The organism is Chitinilyticum piscinae, from assembly GCF_015223195.1.
In the GTDB taxonomy this organism is placed as follows: domain Bacteria; phylum Pseudomonadota; class Gammaproteobacteria; order Burkholderiales; family Chitinibacteraceae; genus Chitinilyticum; species Chitinilyticum piscinae.
Window position 1 is genome coordinate 175,995 of record NZ_JADFUA010000002.1, and the last position, 18,804, is coordinate 194,798.

Sequence of the window (18,804 nt, forward strand, 5' to 3'; positions counted from 1 at the left end):
TTTTGGTTTAGTCCGGTTTGAAACGTGGCAGGTAGTCACGCTGCAGCCAGCTTTCCGGTACCTCCCGCCAGGCGTAGTCGGAAAAGCGCATCACCGTCACCCAGTTCGGGTCCAGTCCGTCGATGATCACTGTTTCGGTCGGGCGCTCGCGGCCGAGCTGGGACTGGTATTTGCGGTAATAGGCCGTTTTCAGCAGTTGCCCGCTTTCGGCGTAGAACCTGGCCTTCAGCGGACGCTGGTTGCCCGCATCCAGCCACATCTCGATGCGGTGGTAAGTGACATCCGCCGTTCTGGCCGTGAGATCGAGTTTGTGGCTCGCGCGGATCTGGCGATCGCCATCCTGGATGCTCTCCTCGCCGCCGTACTGGGCGCGATAGTCCAGCGCCAGATTCACCGTTACCACGTCGCCGTTGGCCGCCTGGCCCAGCAGGCGCTGCTGCGGCGAAATGCGGATGGTGCCTTTGCTGGACGGGTCGTAGAACCATAGTTCGTTGCCGTTTTTCAGCAGCAGCTTGCCGGTATCGCGAACCGGTGCGACAAAGCGCAGCAGGCTGCGGAACTGGCCACTCCGGTCGTCGGCGCGCGAGTAGATCGCCAGTGCGCTGGTGTCGATCTGCTTGCCGTTGCGGTATTCGATCAGCGTGGTCGTCAGGCCGAAGGGCTTGTCCGGATTGCGGATGGCATCGCTGGCAGCCAGCAGTTGCTGCGCATCGGGGGCGGCCAGCGCGCCGCCGGCGAGCAGCAAGCCGGCACACAGGGTCAGAATGCGGCGCATCGCTCATTCCTCCTTGTGCGAGTGCCGGCAGTGGCCGCGGCGCCACAGGCTGGCGATGCCTACTGCAATCAGGATCAGTGGCCAGCCGCGGGCGAGTAGCGCCGTGGTCCACCAGTCGAGTTCGGCGCCGAGGAAAAAGACGCCCAGTGCGATCAGGATGAGGCTATGCAGGGGAAAGCGTTGCATGATGGTTCTCCTTGTTTAGACATGACGCAGGGCGTCGACGATGTTCAGTTTTGCGGCGCGACGGGCCGGCCACCAGGCCGAGAGCGTGGCGACCAGCATCAGACCGAGTGCGGTTCTGCCGATCATGGCCGGCTCGCCCCACACGCGGATGGTCAGCGGCACCGGATCGACATTGCCCGGCGGCAGCCAGGTCAGCCCGGAATGGTTGACCGCGTAAGCCACTAGCAGCGCCAGCACGATCCCGCACAGGGCACCGACGGCCCCCAGCAATGCACCTTCGCAGACAAACAGCCGGCGGATGCCGCTGCGGCGCAGCCCCAGGGCGCGCAAGGTGCCGATTTCCACGGTGCGCTCGACCACCGCCATGCTCATGGTGTTGCTGACGGTAAACAGCACGATTGCACCAATCAGGATGGCGATAAAGCCGAGGATGGCCGCGAACATGCCGGTGATCTGGCCGTACTGCGGGTTGAGCGTGGCGAAGTCATGCACCTCCAGCGGCATGCCTTTGAGCGGGCCGGCCAGCAGCTCGGTCAGCCGGGCGCGTGCTGCCGGCATCTGCCCGGTGTGTTTCAGCTGCAGCACGATGGCGGTGACCTTGGGCGCGTCCTGGCCGTAGATCAGCCGCTGTGCCTGTTGCAGATGCAGCTGCACGGCCATATCGTCGTATTCCTTCACGCCCATGGCCTCGGCCTTGATGACATTCAGCCTGGCCACATTCGGCGCGCCGTGCGCATTGGCCGCGAGCAATTCGATCGCCGTGCGGCTGGCACTGCGCTCGGCCTGCGGCTGTTCCTGGGCCGATAGCGCCGTAATGTCCGCGGGGGCGGCAGCGCCGTCTGTTTCGCGGCGTTGAGCGCCCGGGCAATTCTGCACCTGCAGGGGCTCGCACAGCTGCAGCACGCGGGCAACGCCGGTGCCAATCACGGCGGCATCGCTGCGGCTGCCGGTCAGTGGCGAGGTCTTGGCGACACCGGGAAAGTCGTAATCGTTCCACTGCAGCATGGCGTTCTGGCCAGCGATATCGACACCGGCGCCGAACACGGTGCGCGACACACCGGCATCAAAATTGCCGGCAATCCCGCCCAGGCTTAGCCGGGGCGTAACCACCGTGAGCATGGGCGCCAGCACCGGGTCGTTCTGCAAGGTGGCGATGATGCGCGGGTAATCGGCAATGCCGTAGGCGGCCGGGTTGCCCGAGCCGTACAGGAAGTAATCGGTGTGCTGGATCTGCAGATGGCCGCTGCCGCGCACGAAGTCGGTCTGCAGCCCCAGATTGATATTGCGGCTATAGCCACCGAACAGCAGGATGGCCGAAACACCGATCATCATGGCCAGCAAGGTGGTGAGCGAGCGGCGACGGTTGCGCAGCAGATTGCGCAGCGCGAGCGAGAAGGCATTCATGCGGCAAGCTCCGGAGTGCGTTGTTCGATGCCGGTGATGCGCCCGTCGCGGATGAACACCGCGTCATCGGCCATCGCCAGCACATTCGGGTCATGCGAGGAAAACACGAAGCTCATCCGCCGCTCGCACTGCAGATTGCGCATCAGCTCCAGAATCGCCGCGCCGGTATGGCTATCGAGATTTGCGGTCGGCTCATCGGCCATCACCAGCGCCGGATTGGTCGCCAGCGCCCGCGCAATCGCCACGCGCTGGCGCTGCCCGCCGGAGAGCTGGCCGGGCAGATTCTTCGCGCGGTCGGCCAGCCCCACGGCATCCAGCAGATCCTGCACGCGGCGCTGGCGTTCGCGGGTGTCCACACCGGTCAACAGCAGCGGGTATTCGATGTTCTCATAGGCATTCAGCACCGGAATCAGATTGAAATTCTGGAAAATGAAACCGATGTGGCGCGCGCGGAAATCGGCCAGCGCGTCGTCTTGCAGCGCCAGCACATTCTCGCCGGCTACCGTCAGCGTGCCGGAATCGGGTTGGTCGATGCAGCCGATCAGATTCAGCAGCGTGGTCTTGCCGCTGCCCGAGGGACCCGAGAGCACGGTAAAGCGCCCGCTGGCGATGGTGAGGGTAATTTCGGACAGCGCCGGAACCTCGACGGCATCCAGCCGGTAATGCTTGCTGACCTGTTTGAGAATGACGGAAGACATGCGAGCCTCGCGGATGGGGAATGAGGCCACTGTATGCCGGTCGGGTAAAGCCGTCCGGGGCTTGCGATAAGCTGCCTGCAGAGCGGATGAAGTGCATGGTGGCGGGATGAGCTGCAGCGGCCAAGGCTGCTGAGACCCCGTCAACGCTGAGGCGCCGAGGGCGCCTTAGTGCGGTCAGCACAAGCGCTTCAGGAGCTGACGCACGAAAACCGCCATCGCGTACATATGTCCCGTTTTTACCAGATCAGGACCGACCTATCACGGCAGCGGCCTGCGGTGGCACCGCTGCCGCTCGATTCGCTGCAGAGCCAGATCAAGGCTGGCCCATATGTTCATCGCCGGCCGGATGGTGGATGGCTAGGCCAGATTGCCGGCGCTCACCTCGGAAAATTGCGGTGGACCCGGACTAGGGGGCTGAATGCCCCGGGCGCTCCGCCAGAAAGTCCAGCAACAAGCGGTTGACCTGCCCGGCACATTCTTCATGCACGGCATGACCGCAGCCCGGGAATACGGCCAGTTGTGCCCGGGGCAGTTTCTGCTGGATGGTGGCGGCCTGCGCGACAGGCAGGTAGCGATCATCCTGCCCCCAGATGATCAGCGTTTCGCTGCGGGTCGAGGGCATGGCGGCCATGGTGAGCATCCAGTCCGAATCACGGACCAGATGATATTGTGCGCGCCGGTTTTCCCGGAATGTCAGTGGCACATGGGTCTGCCCGACCAGCGCGTCGCTGACGTACTCCGGCCGGGAATATGCTTCCTCGATGCCTTTGCGCACATCGCTTTGTCGCAACAGCTTGGAGAACACCTCGCCGATCACCGGGTAGGTCATCAGCTGCCATTCGGTCTTGTAGGGGGTGTCGAGTGCCCGGGGGGCCAGCAGCACCAGCTTCTCTACCCGTTCGGGGTAGCGCTGGGCGAAATACAGCGCCCAGCCGCCGCCGAAGGAATGCCCGACCAGGCTGACTTTCTCCAAATGCTGCTGGTCAAGGTATTCGCGGATTGCTTCGGCCATCAGTGGCAAATCGTAGCGTTCCGGTGGCTGTTGCACCTGTGTATAGCCATGCCCGGGCATGTCGAAGGCATATACCGCATGCTGCTGTGCCAGCGCCGGTATGGTATCGCGGAAGCTGTTGAGCCAGGTGCCGGCGCCATGAATCAACAGCACGGGCGAGCCGCCGCCCGTCTGCACCTGATTGAAGATGTAGTGCGGGGCTGTCAGCGACTGCGCGCCGAGCTGGCGAAGGTATGCGATTTGCGGGGCCTCTTCGGCGGGATGGTAGGCAAAAGCGATCAGCAGTAGTGCGGCGACCAGCAGCAGCAGCGCAGCACCGCTCCCGCGCAACAGTATGCGTACGATGCTCATGATGAACACTCCGGATCAGGGGGCGGGAAGAGAATAGGCGGGGCACTGGGGCTTAGGTCGCCGCAGCCGGTGCTTTCGGCGGTTGCGGCTGCTGCTCGATCCGTTCCAGCTGCGGATCAAGGCAGGCCCATTTAGGCGCGCTGGAGGCCCAGATATTCATGGTTGGCCGGATGCTGGATGGGTCATCCAGATTGCCTGCGCGCACTACGGCAAATTGCGGGCGGGCCGAGGAGCGGGCAAATAGCTGCGTGCCGCACGCCGGGCAGAACTGGCGGGTGATCTGGTTGCCGCTGTCGGCCGTCTTGACGTAGCCCTTTACCTCGCCGGTGATCTGCAAGGCATCACTGTCGACCATCAGGTTGACCGAGCCATTCGCGGCCAGATGCTGGCAATCGCGGCACCAGCAAATCCGGGTTGCAAGGGGCTCGCGCGTCAGGGTGAAGTGTACTGCGCCACACAGGCAGCGACCGCTGCGTTCGCTCATGGTTTGCTCCACGAAGGATTGGGGTAAGCAAACAGTCTAAAGCAATCGCCGCTGCCGGTGATGACCGTTCTTGCGCTTTTCTGCCGTTTGTTCCGGATGCGGGAGTCGTCTTCAGGAACCCTGGTGTCAGCCCTCTGGCCCGATCCGCCCGCGCGCTTTCAGGCGCTCTGCGTGCACCCAGCCTGAAGCATCCTCGCCGGTTTTCGGGTTGACGTACATCACCGAGAACCAGCCTTGTACGGCGGAGTAGGCGATGAGTTCATCGCCCGGAATGACAAAGAGGGTCTTGCTGCGGCACTGCGCATCCGGTGCCGTGTGGAAATACAGCCGGCCTTGACCCGTGACGGCGAAGCTGAGTGGCGGGCGGATGTAGCCTTCATGTTCGCTGGCCGCTTTGGCCAGACGGGCACAATCGGCGGCCAGTGAGGGGGACATTGCACCAAGGGCGGTGATGAGCAGCAGGGCTCGGGGCAGGGTTTGCATGGAAAGTCTCGCTGGATAACGTACTTAAACTGAACGTCGTGCGTGGGGATTAGTGCCCGTTCTGCTCTGGTCGGTCAAGCACCGGGATGGACTGAGCGATGCTTTGTGGTTCAGAGAAGACCGGATGCGGATAAAATGGGAGGTGCCGGTGCATGCTGCCCGGCTGTTTCGGGGATTGCCGTGACTACCATTGTTATCGTCAGAAAGGCCGGCCAGATTGCGATTGCCGGCGACAGCCAGTCCACGTTTGGCGATACGCGCTTGTCAGCCGGAGATGACTGCCACTGGGACAAGATTTTTGCCGCGCAGGGCGGTTTTTTTGCGATTTCCGGCAGTGCCGCGCACGATCTGGTGCTGAAATCGCTGCTGGCCAAGAGCCGGAAGCTTGATTTTTCCAGCCGGCCCGCCATCTTCGAATCATTCCGCAAGCTGCATCCCAAGCTCAAAGACCAGTTTTTCCTCAAGCCCGACGTGGATGAGGATGATCCGTATGAATCCAGCCAGATGACCGTGCTGGTGGCCAACCCGCATGGCATTTTTGCCGTGTTCAGCATGCGCGAGGTGTACGAATACCAGCGCTTCTGGGCGATTGGGTCGGGCGCCGATTTCGCCATCGGTGCGATGAGCGCGGTGTATGACAACCCGCAGCTCGATGCCGAGGCCATTGCGCGAATCGGCGTGACGGCGGGCTGCGAGTTCGACATCAATTCGAGCCTGCCGATGAGCTGCCATGTTTTACACGGGGTATGAGGCTGTAGTTATTTTGAATACTGATTTGCGTGGCTATACGTCATGCTGTATGGAGCTGTAATGCACGACATTCTGGAGCGTTTCCTGTTCGACCATGCCGCGGTGCGCGGTGAGACCGTGGTGCTGCGCGAGTCCTATGCCGAGGTGCTGGCGCGTCACCCGTATCCGCCAGTACTGGCTCGCTTGCTGGGTGAACTGCTGGCGGCCGGGGAATTGCTGGTGGCCACGCTGAAATTCGACGGTACGCTGATTCTGCAACTGCACGGCAAGGGGCATCTGAAGCTGGCGGTGGTCGAGGTGACCGGCGAGAAAACGCTGCGCGCCACGGCCCGCTGGGATGGCGAAATTCCGGATGTGTCGCTGGCCGAGCTGCTGGGGCAGGGCGGGCGTTTCGTGATCACCATCGATCCCAAGGACGGCGAGCCGTATCAGGGCATTGTCGGTTTTGATAAGGGTGAATCGGTGGCGACCATCATCGAGCATTACATGCAGCGTTCGGCCCAGATCGACACCCGCGTGTGGCTGGCTTGTGACGGAACGACGGCCAGCGGGCTGATGCTGCAGAAAATGCCGCTGGAAGGCGGTTCGGGTGCTGAAGACGAAGATGCCTGGCCGCGCGTGCAGCGTCTGGCCGAGACCATTACCAGCGAGGAATTGCTGACGCTGGCGCCCCGCGAGATGCTGCACCGACTGTTCCACGAAGAAACCGTGCGCATGTTCGATCCGAGCACGCCAACCTTCAAATGCACCTGCTCGCGCGAACGGGTGGGCAGCATGATGGAAATGGTCGGCCGCGAGGAAGTCGATGGCGTGCTGGCCGAGCGCGGCAATGTCGAGATCGTCTGTGATTTCTGCGGCAAGCATTATCATTTCGACGCGGTCGACGTGGCCCAGCTGTTTGCCGGGGAAGGCGTCAAGCCGGGCAATCGCCGTTTGCAGTAAGCCCGGCTGCCATCGCGGCCAAGACAGCCGCGCTTGGCCCTGTTACAGTCGTCCTCCTGTTTTCGGGGAGTGACCGTGACCAATCGACATCATCTGTTTGCCGGCATGCTGGCAATGCTGCCGCTGATGGTGGGTGTGCTGCCCTTTGGCCTTTTGTTCGGCACACTGGCAGTGAATGCCGGACTGACGGGCTGGCAGGGCTTTGGCATGTCGGCAATTGTGTTTGCCGGATCGGCGCAATTCATCGGCGTCACCCTGCTTGCCAGTGGCGTGAGTGTGCCGGTGCTGCTGGCCACTACGCTGGTCATCAATTTGCGCCATGTCCTGTATTCCGCCAGTGTGCAGCCGGGGGTACAGCACTGGCCGCGCCGCTGGCGCTGGCTGTTGAGCTTCATGCTCACCGACGAACTGTTTGCCGTATTCAACCTGCGTCTGCAAAACCACGGTGGCGGTGCTGATACACGCTGGTTCCTGCTGGGGAACAGCATCGCCATGTACGGTACCTGGCTGGCATCCACCGTGCTGGGCATCGTGCTTGGCCAGCAGATCCCCGATCTGTCGCACTGGGGGCTGGAATTCGCGATGGTGGCAACCTTCGCCGCCATTGTGGGTACCCAGCTCACCCAGCACAGCATGGTGGCGGCAGCGCTGGCGGCCGGGGCGGGGGCGATGCTGCTGCGCGGCATGCCCTACAAGCTCGACCTGATTCTGGCTTCGCTGGCTGGTATCGTGGCCGGTCTGCTGGCCGAGCGTCTGCCTGCGCGCACTGTGACGGAGGTGCAGCCATGACCATCTGGCTGATCCTGCTGGCGATGGGGCTGATCACTTTTGCCCTGCGCGCATCCTTTGTGCTGCCTGGCGACCGGCTGCGTCTGCCGCCGCTTTTCAAGCGCGCGCTGCGCTATGTGCCGGTGGCCGTATTGACGGCGCTGATCGTGCCGATGGCGCTCGCTCCGGCTGGCGCCCTGATGCTCGACTGGCGCAATCCGGCGCTGGCTGGGATGCTGGCCGCGCTGCTGATTGCCCGCTACACCGGCCGCACGTTATTGGCGATGCTGGCCAGTTTTGCACTGTACCTGCTCTGGCTCAGGCTGCTGGCCTGAAGCGCAGTTCACGCGCCGAGTGTGACTATGACACGGAAATGCTGCGCCAGGCGGAGTAAATTCCGGTAAAGCGTGCTGCCGCACCCGGTGGGTGGGCGGCTTTGCGCTTACCATGCTGCAGTATGACCGTCTTGGCCGGAGTTCCCGGCCTGCTTCGCGAGGGTGAAATGGGTGTATTGAGTCGAATCCGCCGTGGCTGGCAGAAACTTGGCCGCTGGCGCTGGGTGTTGCTGGTTATGGTTCTGCTGGCGGGCTGGTGGGGGTTCGGGCGCAGCAAGCAAGATCCGGCCAGCCAGGTGATTACCAGCCCGGTGGCGCGTGGTAATGTCGAAGTCAGCGTGCTGGCGACCGGCGTGGTCGAAGCCGAGAAAACCGTCGAGGTCGGTGCGCAGGCCTCGGGCCAGATCAAGCGTCTGGCTGTACAACTGGGCGATCGGGTGAAAAAGGGCGACCTGCTGGCGGAAATTGATCCCGAAGTGTCACAGAATGCGCTGGATGAGGCGCTGGCCAATATCGACAGCCTGAAAATCCAGCAGACGATCAAGCAGCTGTCGGTGGAGGAGGCGCGCCAGGAATACGAGCGCCAGCAGCTGATGATGAGTGGCGATGCCACGCCGAAAAAAGACGTGGATTCGGCGCTGACCGCCTTGAAAACCCGCGAGGCCGAGCTCAGGCAGCTTGCCACGCAGTTGCGGCAGGCCGAGCTCAAGCGCGCCACCGCGCAGGCCAATCTGGGTTACACGCGGATTGTCGCGCCAATGGATGGCGTGGTGGTCTCGATTGCCACCAGGGAAGGTCAGACGGTCAATGCCATTCAGACTGCGCCCACGATCCTGACACTGGCCAATCTGGATATGATGAAGGTGAAAGCCCAGGTGGCCGAAGCCGATGTCGTGCGCCTCAAGGCCGGTACACCACTGTACTTCAGCGTATTGGGCGCCCCGGAAAAACGCTTCGAGGCCAGGGTGCTCGGCATCGAGCCGCTGCCGCAGACCATCAATAATGCCATTTTCTACAACGCCCTGTTCCAGGTGCCCAACGAGCAGGGTCTGCTCCGCCCGCAGATGACGGCACAAGTGACCTTTGTGCTGGATGCGGCCAAGCAGGTGCTGACTGTTCCGGTGGGGGCGCTGTCGCCAGCCAAGGGTTCGAAGGCGACGGTCACGGTATTGGGGGCGGACGGCAAACTCGCCAGTCGTCAGGTCGAGGTTGGGCTGCGTGGCAATGTCACAGCCGAAATCCGCAGCGGCCTCAGGGATGGCGAGCGGGTGGTGATTGGTGGCGGTGATGCTGCTACCGGTTCGCAGGGCAGTGGCCGGCCGATGCCGGGGCCCGGGGTGCACTGATGAGTGCCGTGCTCATCGAGCTGCGCGGGCTGTGTCGCAGCTTCCCTGCGGGTGATGAAGATATTCTCATCCTTGATGACATTAATCTGAGCATTGCCCGCGGGGAGATGGTGGCCATCATCGGCCAGTCCGGTTCGGGCAAGTCGACACTGATGAATATTCTGGGCGGGCTGGATAGCCCCTCCAGTGGTTCCTACCGCTTTGCCGGCCGTGAGGTCGGCGAGCTGGCGGCAGACGAGCTGGCTGCTTTGCGTCGCGATCATTTCGGTTTCATCTTCCAGCGCTACCACCTGCTGGGCGCACTAAGCGCGACTGAAAACGTGGCCGTGCCGGCTGTCTATGCCGGTCTGCCGCAGTCCGAGCGCAAGGCGCGTGCCGCCCAATTGCTGACACGGCTGGGGCTGGCCGAGCGGCTGGAGTACAAGCCGCGTCAGCTCTCGGGAGGGCAGCAGCAGCGGGTCTCGATCGCGCGTGCGCTGATGAATGGCGGCGAGGTGATTCTCGCCGACGAGCCGACCGGTGCGCTGGATTCGAAAAGCGGCGAGGATGTGCTGCAGATCCTGCGCGAGCTGCACGAGCATGGCCACACCGTGATTCTGGTGACGCACGACAGCAAGGTGGCAGCGCAGGCCGACCGCATCATCGAAATTCGCGACGGACGCATTCTCTCCGACATGGCCAATCCCGTCGCTGATCCGGTGCGGCTGGCTCCCGATGCGCCACCGCCCGCCTGTCACGCCAGTGCACCGCAGGCGCTGCTGGGCCAGTGGCGCGAAGCATTCGCGATGGCCTTGCGCGCCCTGCTGGCCAACCGCATGCGCAGCCTGCTCACGATGCTGGGCATCATCATCGGTATTGCCTCGGTGGTGTCGATCATGGCGCTGGGGGAGGGGATGGAGCGCAAGGTGCTCGACAATTTTGCCGGGCTGGGAGTCAACAATATCTCGGTCTATCCCGGCGCCTATCCCGGTGACGACAAGGCGGCCAGCATCAAGACGCTGAATGAAAACGACCTGCAGCAACTGGCCCGTGAACCCTATCTTGATGGCGTGACGCCCTTTTCGCAGCGCGGGGCCCGGTTGCGCGCCGGCAGTGTGGATGTGAATGCCACGGTGCAGGGGGTTGCGCCGGACTACTTCCGCATCCGTAATCAGGGGATCAAGGAGGGCGTGGCCTTTTCCGCCGAGGATGTGCGGCGACAGGCTCAGGTGGCGGTGATCGGCGAAAAGACCCGTGAGCGCCTCTTCGGGCAGATGGGCGGTGTCGGGCAGATCATTCTCGTCGGTAATATTCCGGTTCAGGTGATCGGCGTGGCCGAGGCGAAGTCCTCGGGCTTCGGATTCGGTGATTCGCTCGACATCTGGCTGCCCTACAGCACGGCGGGCAGCCGCCTGTTTGGCCAGCTGCATTTCTCCAGCCTCACTGTGCAGGTGCGCGATGGCCTGCCGGTCAAAGCCGCGGAAGCCGCGCTGCAGAAACGCTTGGAAAGCCTGCACGGGCGACGGGATTTCTTCACCCACACCATGGAAGACATGATGAAGAACTTCGAGAGCACGGCGAGCAGCATCAAGCTCTTCCTGCTGATGATCGGGGTGATTTCGCTGGTGGTGGGGGGGATTGGCGTGATGAACATCATGCTGGTGTCCGTCACCGAGCGTACCCACGAAATCGGCATCCGCATGGCCGTGGGGGCGCGACAGTCCGATATCCGCAGCCAGTTCCTGATCGAGGCTGTGGTCGTGTGTCTGCTGGGGGCGGGGATTGGTATCGGCTTGTCGGCGCTGCTGGGTGCAGCGGTGAATGCCATTTTCCAGGATTTTCAGATGCTGCTTACGACTGGTGCTATTGGGACTGCCGTCTTGTGTGCCAGCGGGATCGGCATTGTGTTCGGCTTCCTGCCGGCACGACGGGCTGCACAGCTGGCGCCGATCGAAGCGCTGGTGCGCGAGTAGGTGGGTATATGATTCAACGCTCCGAAAATAAAAGCTCAATGATTTATAGGGGTTTGGGTATGTGGCCAGCTTTGCTGGTCACAGGGCTGCTGAGTGCCTGTGCCAACCCCGACTGGCAGCAACCGCCGCTGGAGTTGCCGCAGCAGTGGGATGCCGCGGCAAGCCCCGGAACCCATGCGGCGGCGGGTAGCGATGTCGCGTTCTGGCAAGGGTATGGCGACGCGCAGCTTGAGCAGCTGTTGCAAATGGCGATGCTGCAGAACAATGATCTGGCGGCGGCGGCTGTCCGCCTGCGCAAGGCAGGCCTTGCTGTGGACCAGCGCGGGCAGGATCGGTTGCCCAATGTGACGCTGGGTGCTTCTTCGGGCAGCAGCTGGACGGTCGATCCGACTCGGCATGCTAGTGACAATTTCAGCACCAGCTTGGGGGTGTCGTGGGAAATTGATCTGTGGGGGCGGCTCGCCGACCAGCAGGCCGCCGCCCGCTGGCGGCAGACCGCCAGCCGCGCCGAACTGGACGCTTTGCAGATCAGCATCCGCAGCGAAGTGGCCATTGCCTACTGGACGATTGCCCGTGATCAGGAGACCGTGGCGCAGGCCGAGGAAGAGCTGGAGCGTGCCCGGCAATTGCAGCAACAGGTCGAGCAGCGCTATGCCGCCGGCGTGGTGTCGGGGCTGGATCGCACCCAGGCGAGGGCGAATGTCATTCAGCAGCAGAACCGCCTGGCCAGCACACGTCTGAGTCTGGCCAAGAGTCGCTGGGCGCTGGGGATTCTGCTGAACCAGCGGCCGGAAAGCACCAGCACTGTGAGCGCCATGCTGCCTGCCCATTTCCCGACTGTGCCAGCCGGCCTGCCGGTTGAGCTGCTGGATCGCCGCCCCGATCTGGCTGCAGCCACAGCCACCCTGCGCGCGGCATTCAGTGACCAGCAGGCGAGCCGCAAGAGCTGGTATCCGACGCTATCGCTGACTGGCACGTTGGGCAGCAACAGTACCGATCTGGTCAATCTGCTGGCCAATCCGGCAGCGTCGCTGGGAGCCGGCCTGGCTTTGCCATTCATCCAGTGGAATGAAATGCAGACTGCGCTCAAGGTTAACGAAGCAGATTACGAGCTTGCTGTAATCAGTTACCGCCAGAAACTGCTCGGCGCGTTGCAGGAGGTGGAGAGCGCGCTGGCTACGCGCAGTCAACTCCTCGAACAGTTGCCGCGCAGTGAACAGCTGTATGCCGACAATCGTAAAAGCGAAGCCCAGACGCTGCTGCGCTATCAGGCAGGCGCTGCATCCTTCGAGTCGGTACTCAACGCACAGACCCGCCGCAAGGCGGCCGAGCTGGAGTGGCTGCAGGATCGCTACCAGCTGGCACTGGCCAGCGTGCAGGTCTACAAGGTACTCGGTGGGGAGCCGGTAAATCGCCTGACTGACTGAATTTATAGCGCACCTGCCTGATCCAATTACTAGGTGACAATGTAAGCGAAGGCTCATAAATCATCGGCGTAACCGTGCAAGGTGTGATTCTCCAGCCCCATGCAACGAACTCAGCCGGTGAGCCAAGTGTCGCTGCGTTAAAATTGTTTTTTTATGTCGGGGCAAAGATGATGGTGGATCTTGAGCAACTGGCTGGCCAGATCGGCCAGTTCTTACTTGCGCGCGGTGAAACGGTCACTGCCGCAGAGTCCTGCACCGGCGGCCTGATTGCTGCCGCACTGACCGCCGTGGGGGGCTCTTCGGGGTGGTTCGAGCGTGGCTATGTCACCTATTCCAATCTTGCCAAGAGCGAGATGCTCGATGTTCCGGCGGCCTTTATCGAAGGTCTGGGTGCGGTCAGCGAGCCCGTGGTCGCGGCCATGGTGCAGGGGGCGTGCGAGCGGGCCGGGGCGCAATGGGGTATTGCGGTTTCCGGCGTTGCCGGCCCCGGCGGCGGCTCGCCCGACAAGCCGGTGGGCACGGTCTGGCTGGCGTGGGCCACCCCGCAGGGCATTGTCACGGAGCGGCAGGTGTTCAGCGGTGACCGGGCGCAGATCCGCGAGGCTACGGTCAGGCACGCACTGCTGCGGCTGGAGGATTTGCTGCAACAGGCGCGCTGAAAGGTCAGCGCCGAGTCGGTCCGATCAGCCCTGTGCGCTCATGATTTTGATCAGCCAGGCAAATATCAGCGGGAAGCTGGTTAGCGTCAGCAGCCAGCCGCGCCAGAAGAGTTTCCACAGCCAGCCTTCGCTTGCGCGCTGGCGAAAGGCATAAAACGGCGCCAGCACCGCAAAGCTGAGTACCACCCCTGACAACCAGGCCTTGTCGGCGTGTTCGGCGGGTGCCGGCCAGGCCAGTGCGAAGCCGACCAGAATGCCGGTGACGCCTATGCCGGTCAGCCAGCGTTTTTCCTTGCGTCCGGCCAGCATCATGATCGCGGCGAAGGTGGCAAACAGTACCAGCGCGCCACCGAGGCTGAACACGATGGCGCCCAGCACGGTCAGACTGCTCCAGATTTCCATGGTTGATCCTGGGGTATGTTGCTGCGGAGCTTATTGAATAAAGTCCGCAGTCGATTACTGTGTTGTGTATGGGTCAGGCTGGCAGCTCGCCACCCAAGGCTTCGATCAGTGCCGGGATAAACTGGCGCAACTCACCAATGGTGAGCGCAAAGCTGCCATCAAACAGCGCTTCCTGGCTGTCGGCATCGGCGTTTTTCAGGTCATCCTGCAACACGTCGAGCATGGCCAGCCGCTTGATTTCCAGCTTCTCGGTGAGCTGGAAACTGATGCGCTCATTCCAGCTCATGCCCATTCTGGTGACGAGCTTGCCGCTTTCCAGGTGTTTGCGGACTTCGTCGGCGTTCAGGTCCTGGCGAGTGAAGCGTGCGACCGCGCCATCATCGCCCGGGAAGCGCAGCTCGCAATCGGCATCCAGCGTGAAATCATCGGGTGCTTCCTGCTCCAGCCAGATGGTCATCGCCGTTTGTGGTGTGGTGCTGGTTTGCAGCAGGCGCGTGGGCAGGCTGCCCAGTGCTTCGCGCAGATCCGCCAGCAGGTTTTCGGCGCGGCTGGCCGAGGCGCTTTCGACCAGTACCAGATTCTGCTGCAGATCGATAATCGCGCGCTGCGCGCCCTGTTTGGTAAAGGCGCGTGGCAGCAGTTCTTCGGCGACCCGCTCGCGGATTTCCTTGGCTTCCTTGCGGCCGACCTTGCGGGCCTCTTCTTCCTCGATGTGGCGGATGCGTTCTTCGGCTTCCTGGCGTACCACGATCCCCGGCAGCAGCTTGGTTTCTGTCTTCAGTTGCACCAGCACGGCGTCCTGACGGGCATAAATCAGCTCATCCGGGGCATGTTTGGCCGGTGCGGTCCAGCCGGCACTGGCAAGATCCATGCTGCCACAGGGAACAAAAGGCTTTTTCTCCAGGCAGGCACGAACTGAATCGGCGGTCATGCCGTGATCGGGGTTGAGGCGATAGATCTGCAGGTTGCGGAACCACAGCATGCGGTCAGTCCTTGTACTTCGAAATGTCGGGGGCTGATTGTAGCGGCTGACGACGGAGCAGGGAACTTCGGCGCAAGGGTGGGTTCTTACTGTTCACTTCTTGAGAAGCATTAGCATTAAGATTATCATTCACCTTCAACACCCAAACCGAGTGAAGCTGCGCACCATGAAAACGACCGCACTGATTGTCCTGGCCCTGCTGGCCGGCACCGCCTCCGCCGAATCCGTTACCGTGTACTCCGCCCGTAACGAACAACTGATCAAGCCGCTGTTTGATGCCTTTACCAAAGAAACCGGCGTCGAAGTCAAACTGCACAGCGACAAGGAAGGGCCGCTGCTGGAGCGCCTGAAAGCCGAGGGCAGCAATACCCCGGCCGATGTGCTGATTACCGTGGATGCCGGCAATCTGTGGCAGGCGTCGAATATGGGGCTGCTGCGTACGATCAAATCACCGGCGCTGGAGAGCAATATCCCGGCGCATCTGCGTGATCCCAAGGGGGAGTGGTATGGCCTGTCCGTGCGTGCGCGCACCATCATGTTCAACAAGACGCAGGTGAAGGCGGATCAGCTCTCCACCTACGCCGATCTGGCCGATCCGAAATGGAAGGGCAAGCTGTGCCTGCGCACCAGCAAGAAGGTCTACAACCAGTCGCTGGTTGCCACCATGATCGAAGAGCTGGGCGAGAAGAAAACCGAAGCCATCGTGCGTGGCTGGGTGGCCAATCTGGCGACCGACGTGTTTGCCGATGACACCGCGCTGATCAAGGCGATTGCCGCCGGCCAGTGCCAGGTGGGCATTGCCAATACCTATTATCTGGGCCGTATCCTGGACAAGGAAAAGGATTACCCGGTCACTGTATTCTGGGCTGACCAAAAGGGGCAGGGCACGCACGTGAACGTGTCCGGTGCCGGGGTAACCCGCCATGCCAAGAATGCAGCTGGGGCGCAGAAGCTGATCGAATGGCTGTCGTCCGACAAGGCCCAGTTCATTTATACCGACAAGGATCTGGAATATCCGGCCAACCCGAAAATCCAGCCGGATTCGGTGATCAAGTCCTGGGGGCCGTTCAAGCAGGACACGATCAATGTGGCCAAGGCCGGTCAGTTGCAAGCCGAAGCAACCAAATTGATGGATCGCGCTGGTTACCGTTGATCGGCTATTGCTGACGCGACCGTAACGTTGCATTTTCTGCACGCTTTCCGTGCAAACACTGAGCCCGGTTCTACCGGGCTTTTTGTTGCCGGCACATGCGCGTAGCCTGCAGGCTGTTGCGTGCGACGGAGAACCGCAATGAATGATTCAGACGTTCCGACGGCCGAGCAGCGATTGCTGGGCGGTCAGCTCGGCCATGCCGCCTACCTGGCGCAGGCGCGCGCGGACGGCTTGCTGCCTGATCATGCCCGCTGGCAGGCCTGGGCCTGGCAGTTGCCAGCTCTGGCCGGACTGCTGTGTGTGATTGCCGGCTTGATCATGCTGTTTGCGTCGAACTGGCTGCTCTGGCCCAGACTGCTGCAGGTGGGGGGCGCCCAGGCGGTCTGGCTGCTGGCGGTGACCTGCTGGTGGCGCTGGCGCGAACAGGCAGCGGGGCGCTGGGCGGCGTTTGCGGCTGCCGCACTCACCGGCGTGTGGCTGGCCGTGATCGGCCAGGCCTACCAGACTGGCGCCGATGCCTGGCAGCTGTTTGCCGTGTGGACGCTGCTGGCGCTGCCCTGGGCGCTCTGGGCTCGACTGGAGGCCTTGTGGATGCTGTGGCTGGCGCTGGCTAGCGTGAGCCTGCTGCTCTTCAGCGATGCCACACTGCGCTGGCGCTGGTTTTCTCATACCTCCGCGCTCTGGCCCTTGCATCTGCTGTGGCTGGTGGCTGGGTGGTGGGTGACCTTCCGTCGTCCTGCCACAGGCTGGTTTGCCTATGTGGTGGTGCTGGCGGCATCACTGGTGATCGCCTGGCCGGCCTGGGCTGCCCTGCTGGATTTCAGCTGGCGTGCGAATGAACTGCAACACTGGCTGCTGCTGCCCGCACCCTTGCCTGTGCTGGTCTGGCTGCTCGTCAATGGCGTTCTTATCGCCCGTTTTGCCCGGGCAGGCTCACTATTCTGGCTGGCATGTCCGGCGTATTCCTTCTGGATCGGCCTGTTGCTGCTGATCGGCCGCCACATTGATGGCGAGGGTGGTTTGATGTTGCTGGCCCTGTTTGCCGTCGGCAGCTTTGCAGGAATCGGCGTGGGGCTGCGCCGGGCGGCACAATTGCGCAGCGGAGGTGAGGCGTGAGCACGATCTCGATGAAACAGGGGCTACCGCTGGCCGTGCGCGGCTTGCAGGGAGTGGGGGCGTGGATCTGCGCCATCTTGCTGATGGTCGCGATTGCTGTCGGGCCGGTCATGATGAGCGGTGAACATTCCGTGCTGGTGCTGGCGCCTCTGTTTGCCGCCGGTGGCTACTGGCTGGCCGCGCGCAATGACGACGGTTTTCTTGCCGATCTGGGCGTGCCGCTGTGCATGGCGGGGTTGGGGCTGCTGCCGCTGGTGCTGGAGCAACTGGGCGTGCGGCAGCATGACTGGTGGGACAGTCTTGATTATGTGTACGCCGGACCGTCGCTGCTGGTCTGGTGGTTTGCCCGCAACCGGCAGCTGCAGTTTGTGGCCGCACTGGTGCTGGCGATGATTGGCTGGTACTGGTTGGGTGGTCGTGAGCCCTGGTACGGGTATGACTCTGCAGGCCTTGTTTATGCTGGTGTTTTGAGGGATACCCTTGTTGTTGTGCTGCTGGCCTGGTGGTGGCTGCTGCCACCTTCCTGGGGAGAGCGACTGGCGGCATTGCGCTGGGCGCTGGGGCTGGTGGCGCTTGGCATGACGCTGGGCGGGATTGACAGTTTTCTGCGCCCGGAAGGTAGCGGTGCCGGTGCAGTGGGTGGAACCTTGCTGCAAGTGCTGCAATTCGGCATGCCGCCGGCGCTGGCCTTGCTGGGCGTGATGGCCTACGGCATTCGGCGCGAACAACTGCCGCTGCGCTGGCTGGCGCCCTGGTTGGCCGTGTTGCCGCTGGTGCTGATGAGCCCGCTGTTTCTCTACCCGCTGCTCTTTCTGTGGCTGGCAATGCTGGTGCCTGGCCGCCACCGGCTGCTGAATGGCCTGGGTGGCGCCGGTGCGGTGTATGCCTTCAGCCGTTTCTATTACCTGCTGGACTGGCCGCTGCTGCTCAAAGGGGTGGTGCTGCTGGGCGCGGGCAGTGTGCTTTTGCTGTTGGCGTGGGTGTTGCGCCGGGGGAGTCAGGCATGAAACGTTATCTGCTTCCATTGCTCGCGATTGTGGGCACGCTGTTGATCCTCAATAGCGTGGTCTGGCGGCATGAGCGCTTGCTGGCCAGTGGTGCAACCGTGTACCTGCCGCTGGCGCCGGTTGATCCGCGCTCCTTGCTGCAGGGTGACTATATGGCTCTGGATTACGAGCTGACCCGTCGTGTCGCCGATGCGCTGCAGGCCAATGCCGACCAGTCCTGGCCCGAAAGTGGCACACTCTTTGTCGTGCTGCGCCCTGATGCGGCCGGTGTGGCAAGGGCGCAGCGGGTCAGTACTGCTCAGCCGGAGTTGCTGGCGGGCGAATACCTGCTGCAGGTCCGGCTGGAATACGGAACCCAGGTGCGTCTGCCGAGTCATTCCTTTTTCTTTGCCGAAGGCGAGGGCGGGCATTTTGCTGCCGCCCGATATGCGATACTGCGCCTCTCGCCGGACGGGCGCAGTCTGCTTGCCGGGCTGGCCGATGCGCGCAAGCAGCCTCTGTAACCGGGGGCGCGGCCTAATGGGCGATCAGGGCGAGTTCGTGGCGCGATGCTTCGCAGCCTGCCGCTTGGA

Annotated in this window: 21 protein-coding genes; 12 read left to right on the forward strand and 9 right to left on the reverse strand. The window is 62.7% G+C overall.

Annotated features, from left to right (window positions below; genetic code table 11):
• Nucleotides 1-7: 7 nt before the first annotated feature.
• From INR99_RS04680 to INR99_RS04710, 7 genes are all read right to left on the reverse strand, one after another.
• Nucleotides 8-775: an outer membrane lipoprotein-sorting protein gene (locus INR99_RS04680; RefSeq protein ID WP_194115168.1), complete on the reverse strand. Its 768-nt coding sequence runs from the start codon at nucleotides 773-775 to the stop codon at nucleotides 8-10.
• A gap of 3 nt (nucleotides 776-778) precedes the next feature.
• Nucleotides 779-961: a LiaI-LiaF-like domain-containing protein gene (locus INR99_RS04685; RefSeq protein WP_194115169.1), complete on the reverse strand. Its 183-nt coding sequence runs from the start codon at nucleotides 959-961 to the stop codon at nucleotides 779-781.
• A 15-nt stretch (nucleotides 962-976) separates the two neighbouring features.
• Nucleotides 977-2,365 (reverse strand): ABC transporter permease, encoded by a 1,389-nt coding sequence (locus tag INR99_RS04690; RefSeq protein WP_194115170.1) that lies wholly within the window; start codon nucleotides 2,363-2,365, stop codon nucleotides 977-979.
• Entirely contained in the window at nucleotides 2,362-3,063 is a 702-nt protein-coding gene (locus INR99_RS04695; RefSeq protein ID WP_194115171.1) for an ABC transporter ATP-binding protein, read from the reverse strand. Before INR99_RS04695 ends, INR99_RS04690 begins: the two co-directional genes overlap by 4 nt.
• 406 nt (nucleotides 3,064-3,469) lie before the next feature.
• Nucleotides 3,470-4,426 (reverse strand): alpha/beta fold hydrolase, encoded by a 957-nt coding sequence (locus INR99_RS04700; RefSeq protein ID WP_194115172.1) that lies wholly within the window; start codon nucleotides 4,424-4,426, stop codon nucleotides 3,470-3,472.
• 52 nt (nucleotides 4,427-4,478) lie between these two features.
• Nucleotides 4,479-4,910, reverse strand: a complete 432-nt coding sequence (locus INR99_RS04705; RefSeq protein ID WP_194115173.1) for a GFA family protein — start codon at nucleotides 4,908-4,910, stop codon at nucleotides 4,479-4,481.
• A gap of 126 nt (nucleotides 4,911-5,036) precedes the next feature.
• Complete coding sequence (locus tag INR99_RS04710) at nucleotides 5,037-5,393, reverse strand: hypothetical protein (protein WP_194115174.1); 357 nt, start codon at nucleotides 5,391-5,393, stop codon at nucleotides 5,037-5,039.
• A gap of 180 nt (nucleotides 5,394-5,573) precedes the next feature.
• Between INR99_RS04710 and INR99_RS04715 the strand changes: the two genes are divergently transcribed.
• The 8 genes from INR99_RS04715 to INR99_RS04750 all read left to right on the forward strand — a co-directional run bounded on the left by INR99_RS04715 (nucleotide 5,574) and on the right by INR99_RS04750 (nucleotide 13,572).
• On the forward strand, nucleotides 5,574-6,143 hold the full coding sequence (locus tag INR99_RS04715; protein WP_194115175.1) for an MFS transporter: 570 nt from the start codon (nucleotides 5,574-5,576) through the stop codon (nucleotides 6,141-6,143).
• A gap of 60 nt (nucleotides 6,144-6,203) precedes the next feature.
• The gene (hslO, locus tag INR99_RS04720; RefSeq protein WP_194115176.1) at nucleotides 6,204-7,085 is read left to right on the forward strand and encodes an Hsp33 family molecular chaperone HslO; all 882 of its coding nucleotides are present in this window, start codon (nucleotides 6,204-6,206) and stop codon (nucleotides 7,083-7,085) included.
• Between the two features lie 75 nt (nucleotides 7,086-7,160).
• On the forward strand, nucleotides 7,161-7,874 hold the full coding sequence (locus INR99_RS04725) for an AzlC family ABC transporter permease (protein WP_308431442.1): 714 nt from the start codon (nucleotides 7,161-7,163) through the stop codon (nucleotides 7,872-7,874).
• Complete coding sequence (locus tag INR99_RS04730; RefSeq protein WP_194115177.1) at nucleotides 7,871-8,188, forward strand: AzlD domain-containing protein; 318 nt, start codon at nucleotides 7,871-7,873, stop codon at nucleotides 8,186-8,188. Before INR99_RS04725 ends, INR99_RS04730 begins: the two co-directional genes overlap by 4 nt.
• Before the next feature lie 167 nt (nucleotides 8,189-8,355).
• Nucleotides 8,356-9,534, forward strand: coding sequence for an efflux RND transporter periplasmic adaptor subunit (locus INR99_RS04735; protein WP_194115178.1), 1,179 nt, complete (start codon nucleotides 8,356-8,358; stop codon nucleotides 9,532-9,534).
• Complete coding sequence (locus INR99_RS04740) at nucleotides 9,534-11,486, forward strand: MacB family efflux pump subunit (RefSeq protein WP_194115179.1); 1,953 nt, start codon at nucleotides 9,534-9,536, stop codon at nucleotides 11,484-11,486. Before INR99_RS04735 ends, INR99_RS04740 begins: the two co-directional genes overlap by 1 nt.
• 59 nt (nucleotides 11,487-11,545) lie before the next feature.
• A complete protein-coding gene (locus INR99_RS04745) occupies nucleotides 11,546-12,913 on the forward strand; it encodes a TolC family protein (protein WP_194115180.1) in 1,368 nt (455 codons plus the stop codon).
• Nucleotides 12,914-13,080: 167 nt separating this feature from the next.
• Entirely contained in the window at nucleotides 13,081-13,572 is a 492-nt protein-coding gene (locus INR99_RS04750) for a CinA family protein (RefSeq protein WP_265588305.1), read from the forward strand.
• A gap of 24 nt (nucleotides 13,573-13,596) precedes the next feature.
• On the opposite strand, the gene INR99_RS04755 is transcribed toward INR99_RS04750, so the two are convergent.
• A complete protein-coding gene (locus INR99_RS04755) occupies nucleotides 13,597-13,974 on the reverse strand; it encodes a hypothetical protein (RefSeq protein ID WP_194115181.1) in 378 nt (125 codons plus the stop codon).
• A gap of 73 nt (nucleotides 13,975-14,047) precedes the next feature.
• A complete protein-coding gene (locus INR99_RS04760) occupies nucleotides 14,048-14,956 on the reverse strand; it encodes a recombination-associated protein RdgC (protein ID WP_194115182.1) in 909 nt (302 codons plus the stop codon).
• Between the two features lie 166 nt (nucleotides 14,957-15,122).
• On the opposite strand from INR99_RS04760, the gene INR99_RS04765 reads away from it, so the two are divergent.
• The 4 genes from INR99_RS04765 (at nucleotide 15,123) to INR99_RS04780 (ending at nucleotide 18,735) form a co-directional block, all read left to right on the forward strand.
• Nucleotides 15,123-16,109 carry a Fe(3+) ABC transporter substrate-binding protein gene (locus tag INR99_RS04765; RefSeq protein WP_194115183.1) on the forward strand — a complete coding sequence of 329 codons (987 nt, stop codon included), beginning with the start codon at nucleotides 15,123-15,125 and terminating at the stop codon, nucleotides 16,107-16,109.
• Between the two features lie 138 nt (nucleotides 16,110-16,247).
• Nucleotides 16,248-17,225 carry a DUF2157 domain-containing protein gene (locus INR99_RS04770; protein ID WP_194115184.1) on the forward strand — a complete coding sequence of 326 codons (978 nt, stop codon included), beginning with the start codon at nucleotides 16,248-16,250 and terminating at the stop codon, nucleotides 17,223-17,225.
• On the forward strand, nucleotides 17,222-18,232 hold the full coding sequence (locus tag INR99_RS04775; RefSeq protein ID WP_194115185.1) for a DUF4401 domain-containing protein: 1,011 nt from the start codon (nucleotides 17,222-17,224) through the stop codon (nucleotides 18,230-18,232). The genes INR99_RS04770 and INR99_RS04775 overlap by 4 nt, the downstream gene beginning before the upstream one ends.
• A complete protein-coding gene (locus tag INR99_RS04780; protein ID WP_194115186.1) occupies nucleotides 18,229-18,735 on the forward strand; it encodes a GDYXXLXY domain-containing protein in 507 nt (168 codons plus the stop codon). Before INR99_RS04775 ends, INR99_RS04780 begins: the two co-directional genes overlap by 4 nt.
• Nucleotides 18,736-18,804 lie beyond the last annotated feature (69 nt).

Coding starts and splice junctions, on each gene's coding strand:
- INR99_RS04680 (WP_194115168.1), bottom strand. CDS start 775: ATGCGCCGCATTCTGACCCTGTGTGCCGGCTTGCTGCTCGCCGGCGGC.
- INR99_RS04685 (WP_194115169.1), bottom strand. CDS start 961: ATGCAACGCTTTCCCCTGCATAGCCTCATCCTGATCGCACTGGGCGTC.
- INR99_RS04690 (WP_194115170.1), bottom strand. CDS start 2,365: ATGAATGCCTTCTCGCTCGCGCTGCGCAATCTGCTGCGCAACCGTCGC.
- INR99_RS04695 (WP_194115171.1), bottom strand. CDS start 3,063: ATGTCTTCCGTCATTCTCAAACAGGTCAGCAAGCATTACCGGCTGGAT.
- INR99_RS04700 (WP_194115172.1), bottom strand. CDS start 4,426: ATGAGCATCGTACGCATACTGTTGCGCGGGAGCGGTGCTGCGCTGCTG.
- INR99_RS04705 (WP_194115173.1), bottom strand. CDS start 4,910: ATGAGCGAACGCAGCGGTCGCTGCCTGTGTGGCGCAGTACACTTCACC.
- INR99_RS04710 (WP_194115174.1), bottom strand. CDS start 5,393: ATGCAAACCCTGCCCCGAGCCCTGCTGCTCATCACCGCCCTTGGTGCA.
- hslO (WP_194115176.1), top strand. CDS start 6,204: ATGCACGACATTCTGGAGCGTTTCCTGTTCGACCATGCCGCGGTGCGC.
- INR99_RS04730 (WP_194115177.1), top strand. CDS start 7,871: ATGACCATCTGGCTGATCCTGCTGGCGATGGGGCTGATCACTTTTGCC.
- INR99_RS04735 (WP_194115178.1), top strand. CDS start 8,356: ATGGGTGTATTGAGTCGAATCCGCCGTGGCTGGCAGAAACTTGGCCGC.
- INR99_RS04740 (WP_194115179.1), top strand. CDS start 9,534: ATGAGTGCCGTGCTCATCGAGCTGCGCGGGCTGTGTCGCAGCTTCCCT.
- INR99_RS04745 (WP_194115180.1), top strand. CDS start 11,546: ATGTGGCCAGCTTTGCTGGTCACAGGGCTGCTGAGTGCCTGTGCCAAC.
- INR99_RS04750 (WP_265588305.1), top strand. CDS start 13,081: ATGATGGTGGATCTTGAGCAACTGGCTGGCCAGATCGGCCAGTTCTTA.
- INR99_RS04755 (WP_194115181.1), bottom strand. CDS start 13,974: ATGGAAATCTGGAGCAGTCTGACCGTGCTGGGCGCCATCGTGTTCAGC.
- INR99_RS04760 (WP_194115182.1), bottom strand. CDS start 14,956: ATGCTGTGGTTCCGCAACCTGCAGATCTATCGCCTCAACCCCGATCAC.
- INR99_RS04765 (WP_194115183.1), top strand. CDS start 15,123: ATGAAAACGACCGCACTGATTGTCCTGGCCCTGCTGGCCGGCACCGCC.
- INR99_RS04770 (WP_194115184.1), top strand. CDS start 16,248: ATGAATGATTCAGACGTTCCGACGGCCGAGCAGCGATTGCTGGGCGGT.
- INR99_RS04780 (WP_194115186.1), top strand. CDS start 18,229: ATGAAACGTTATCTGCTTCCATTGCTCGCGATTGTGGGCACGCTGTTG.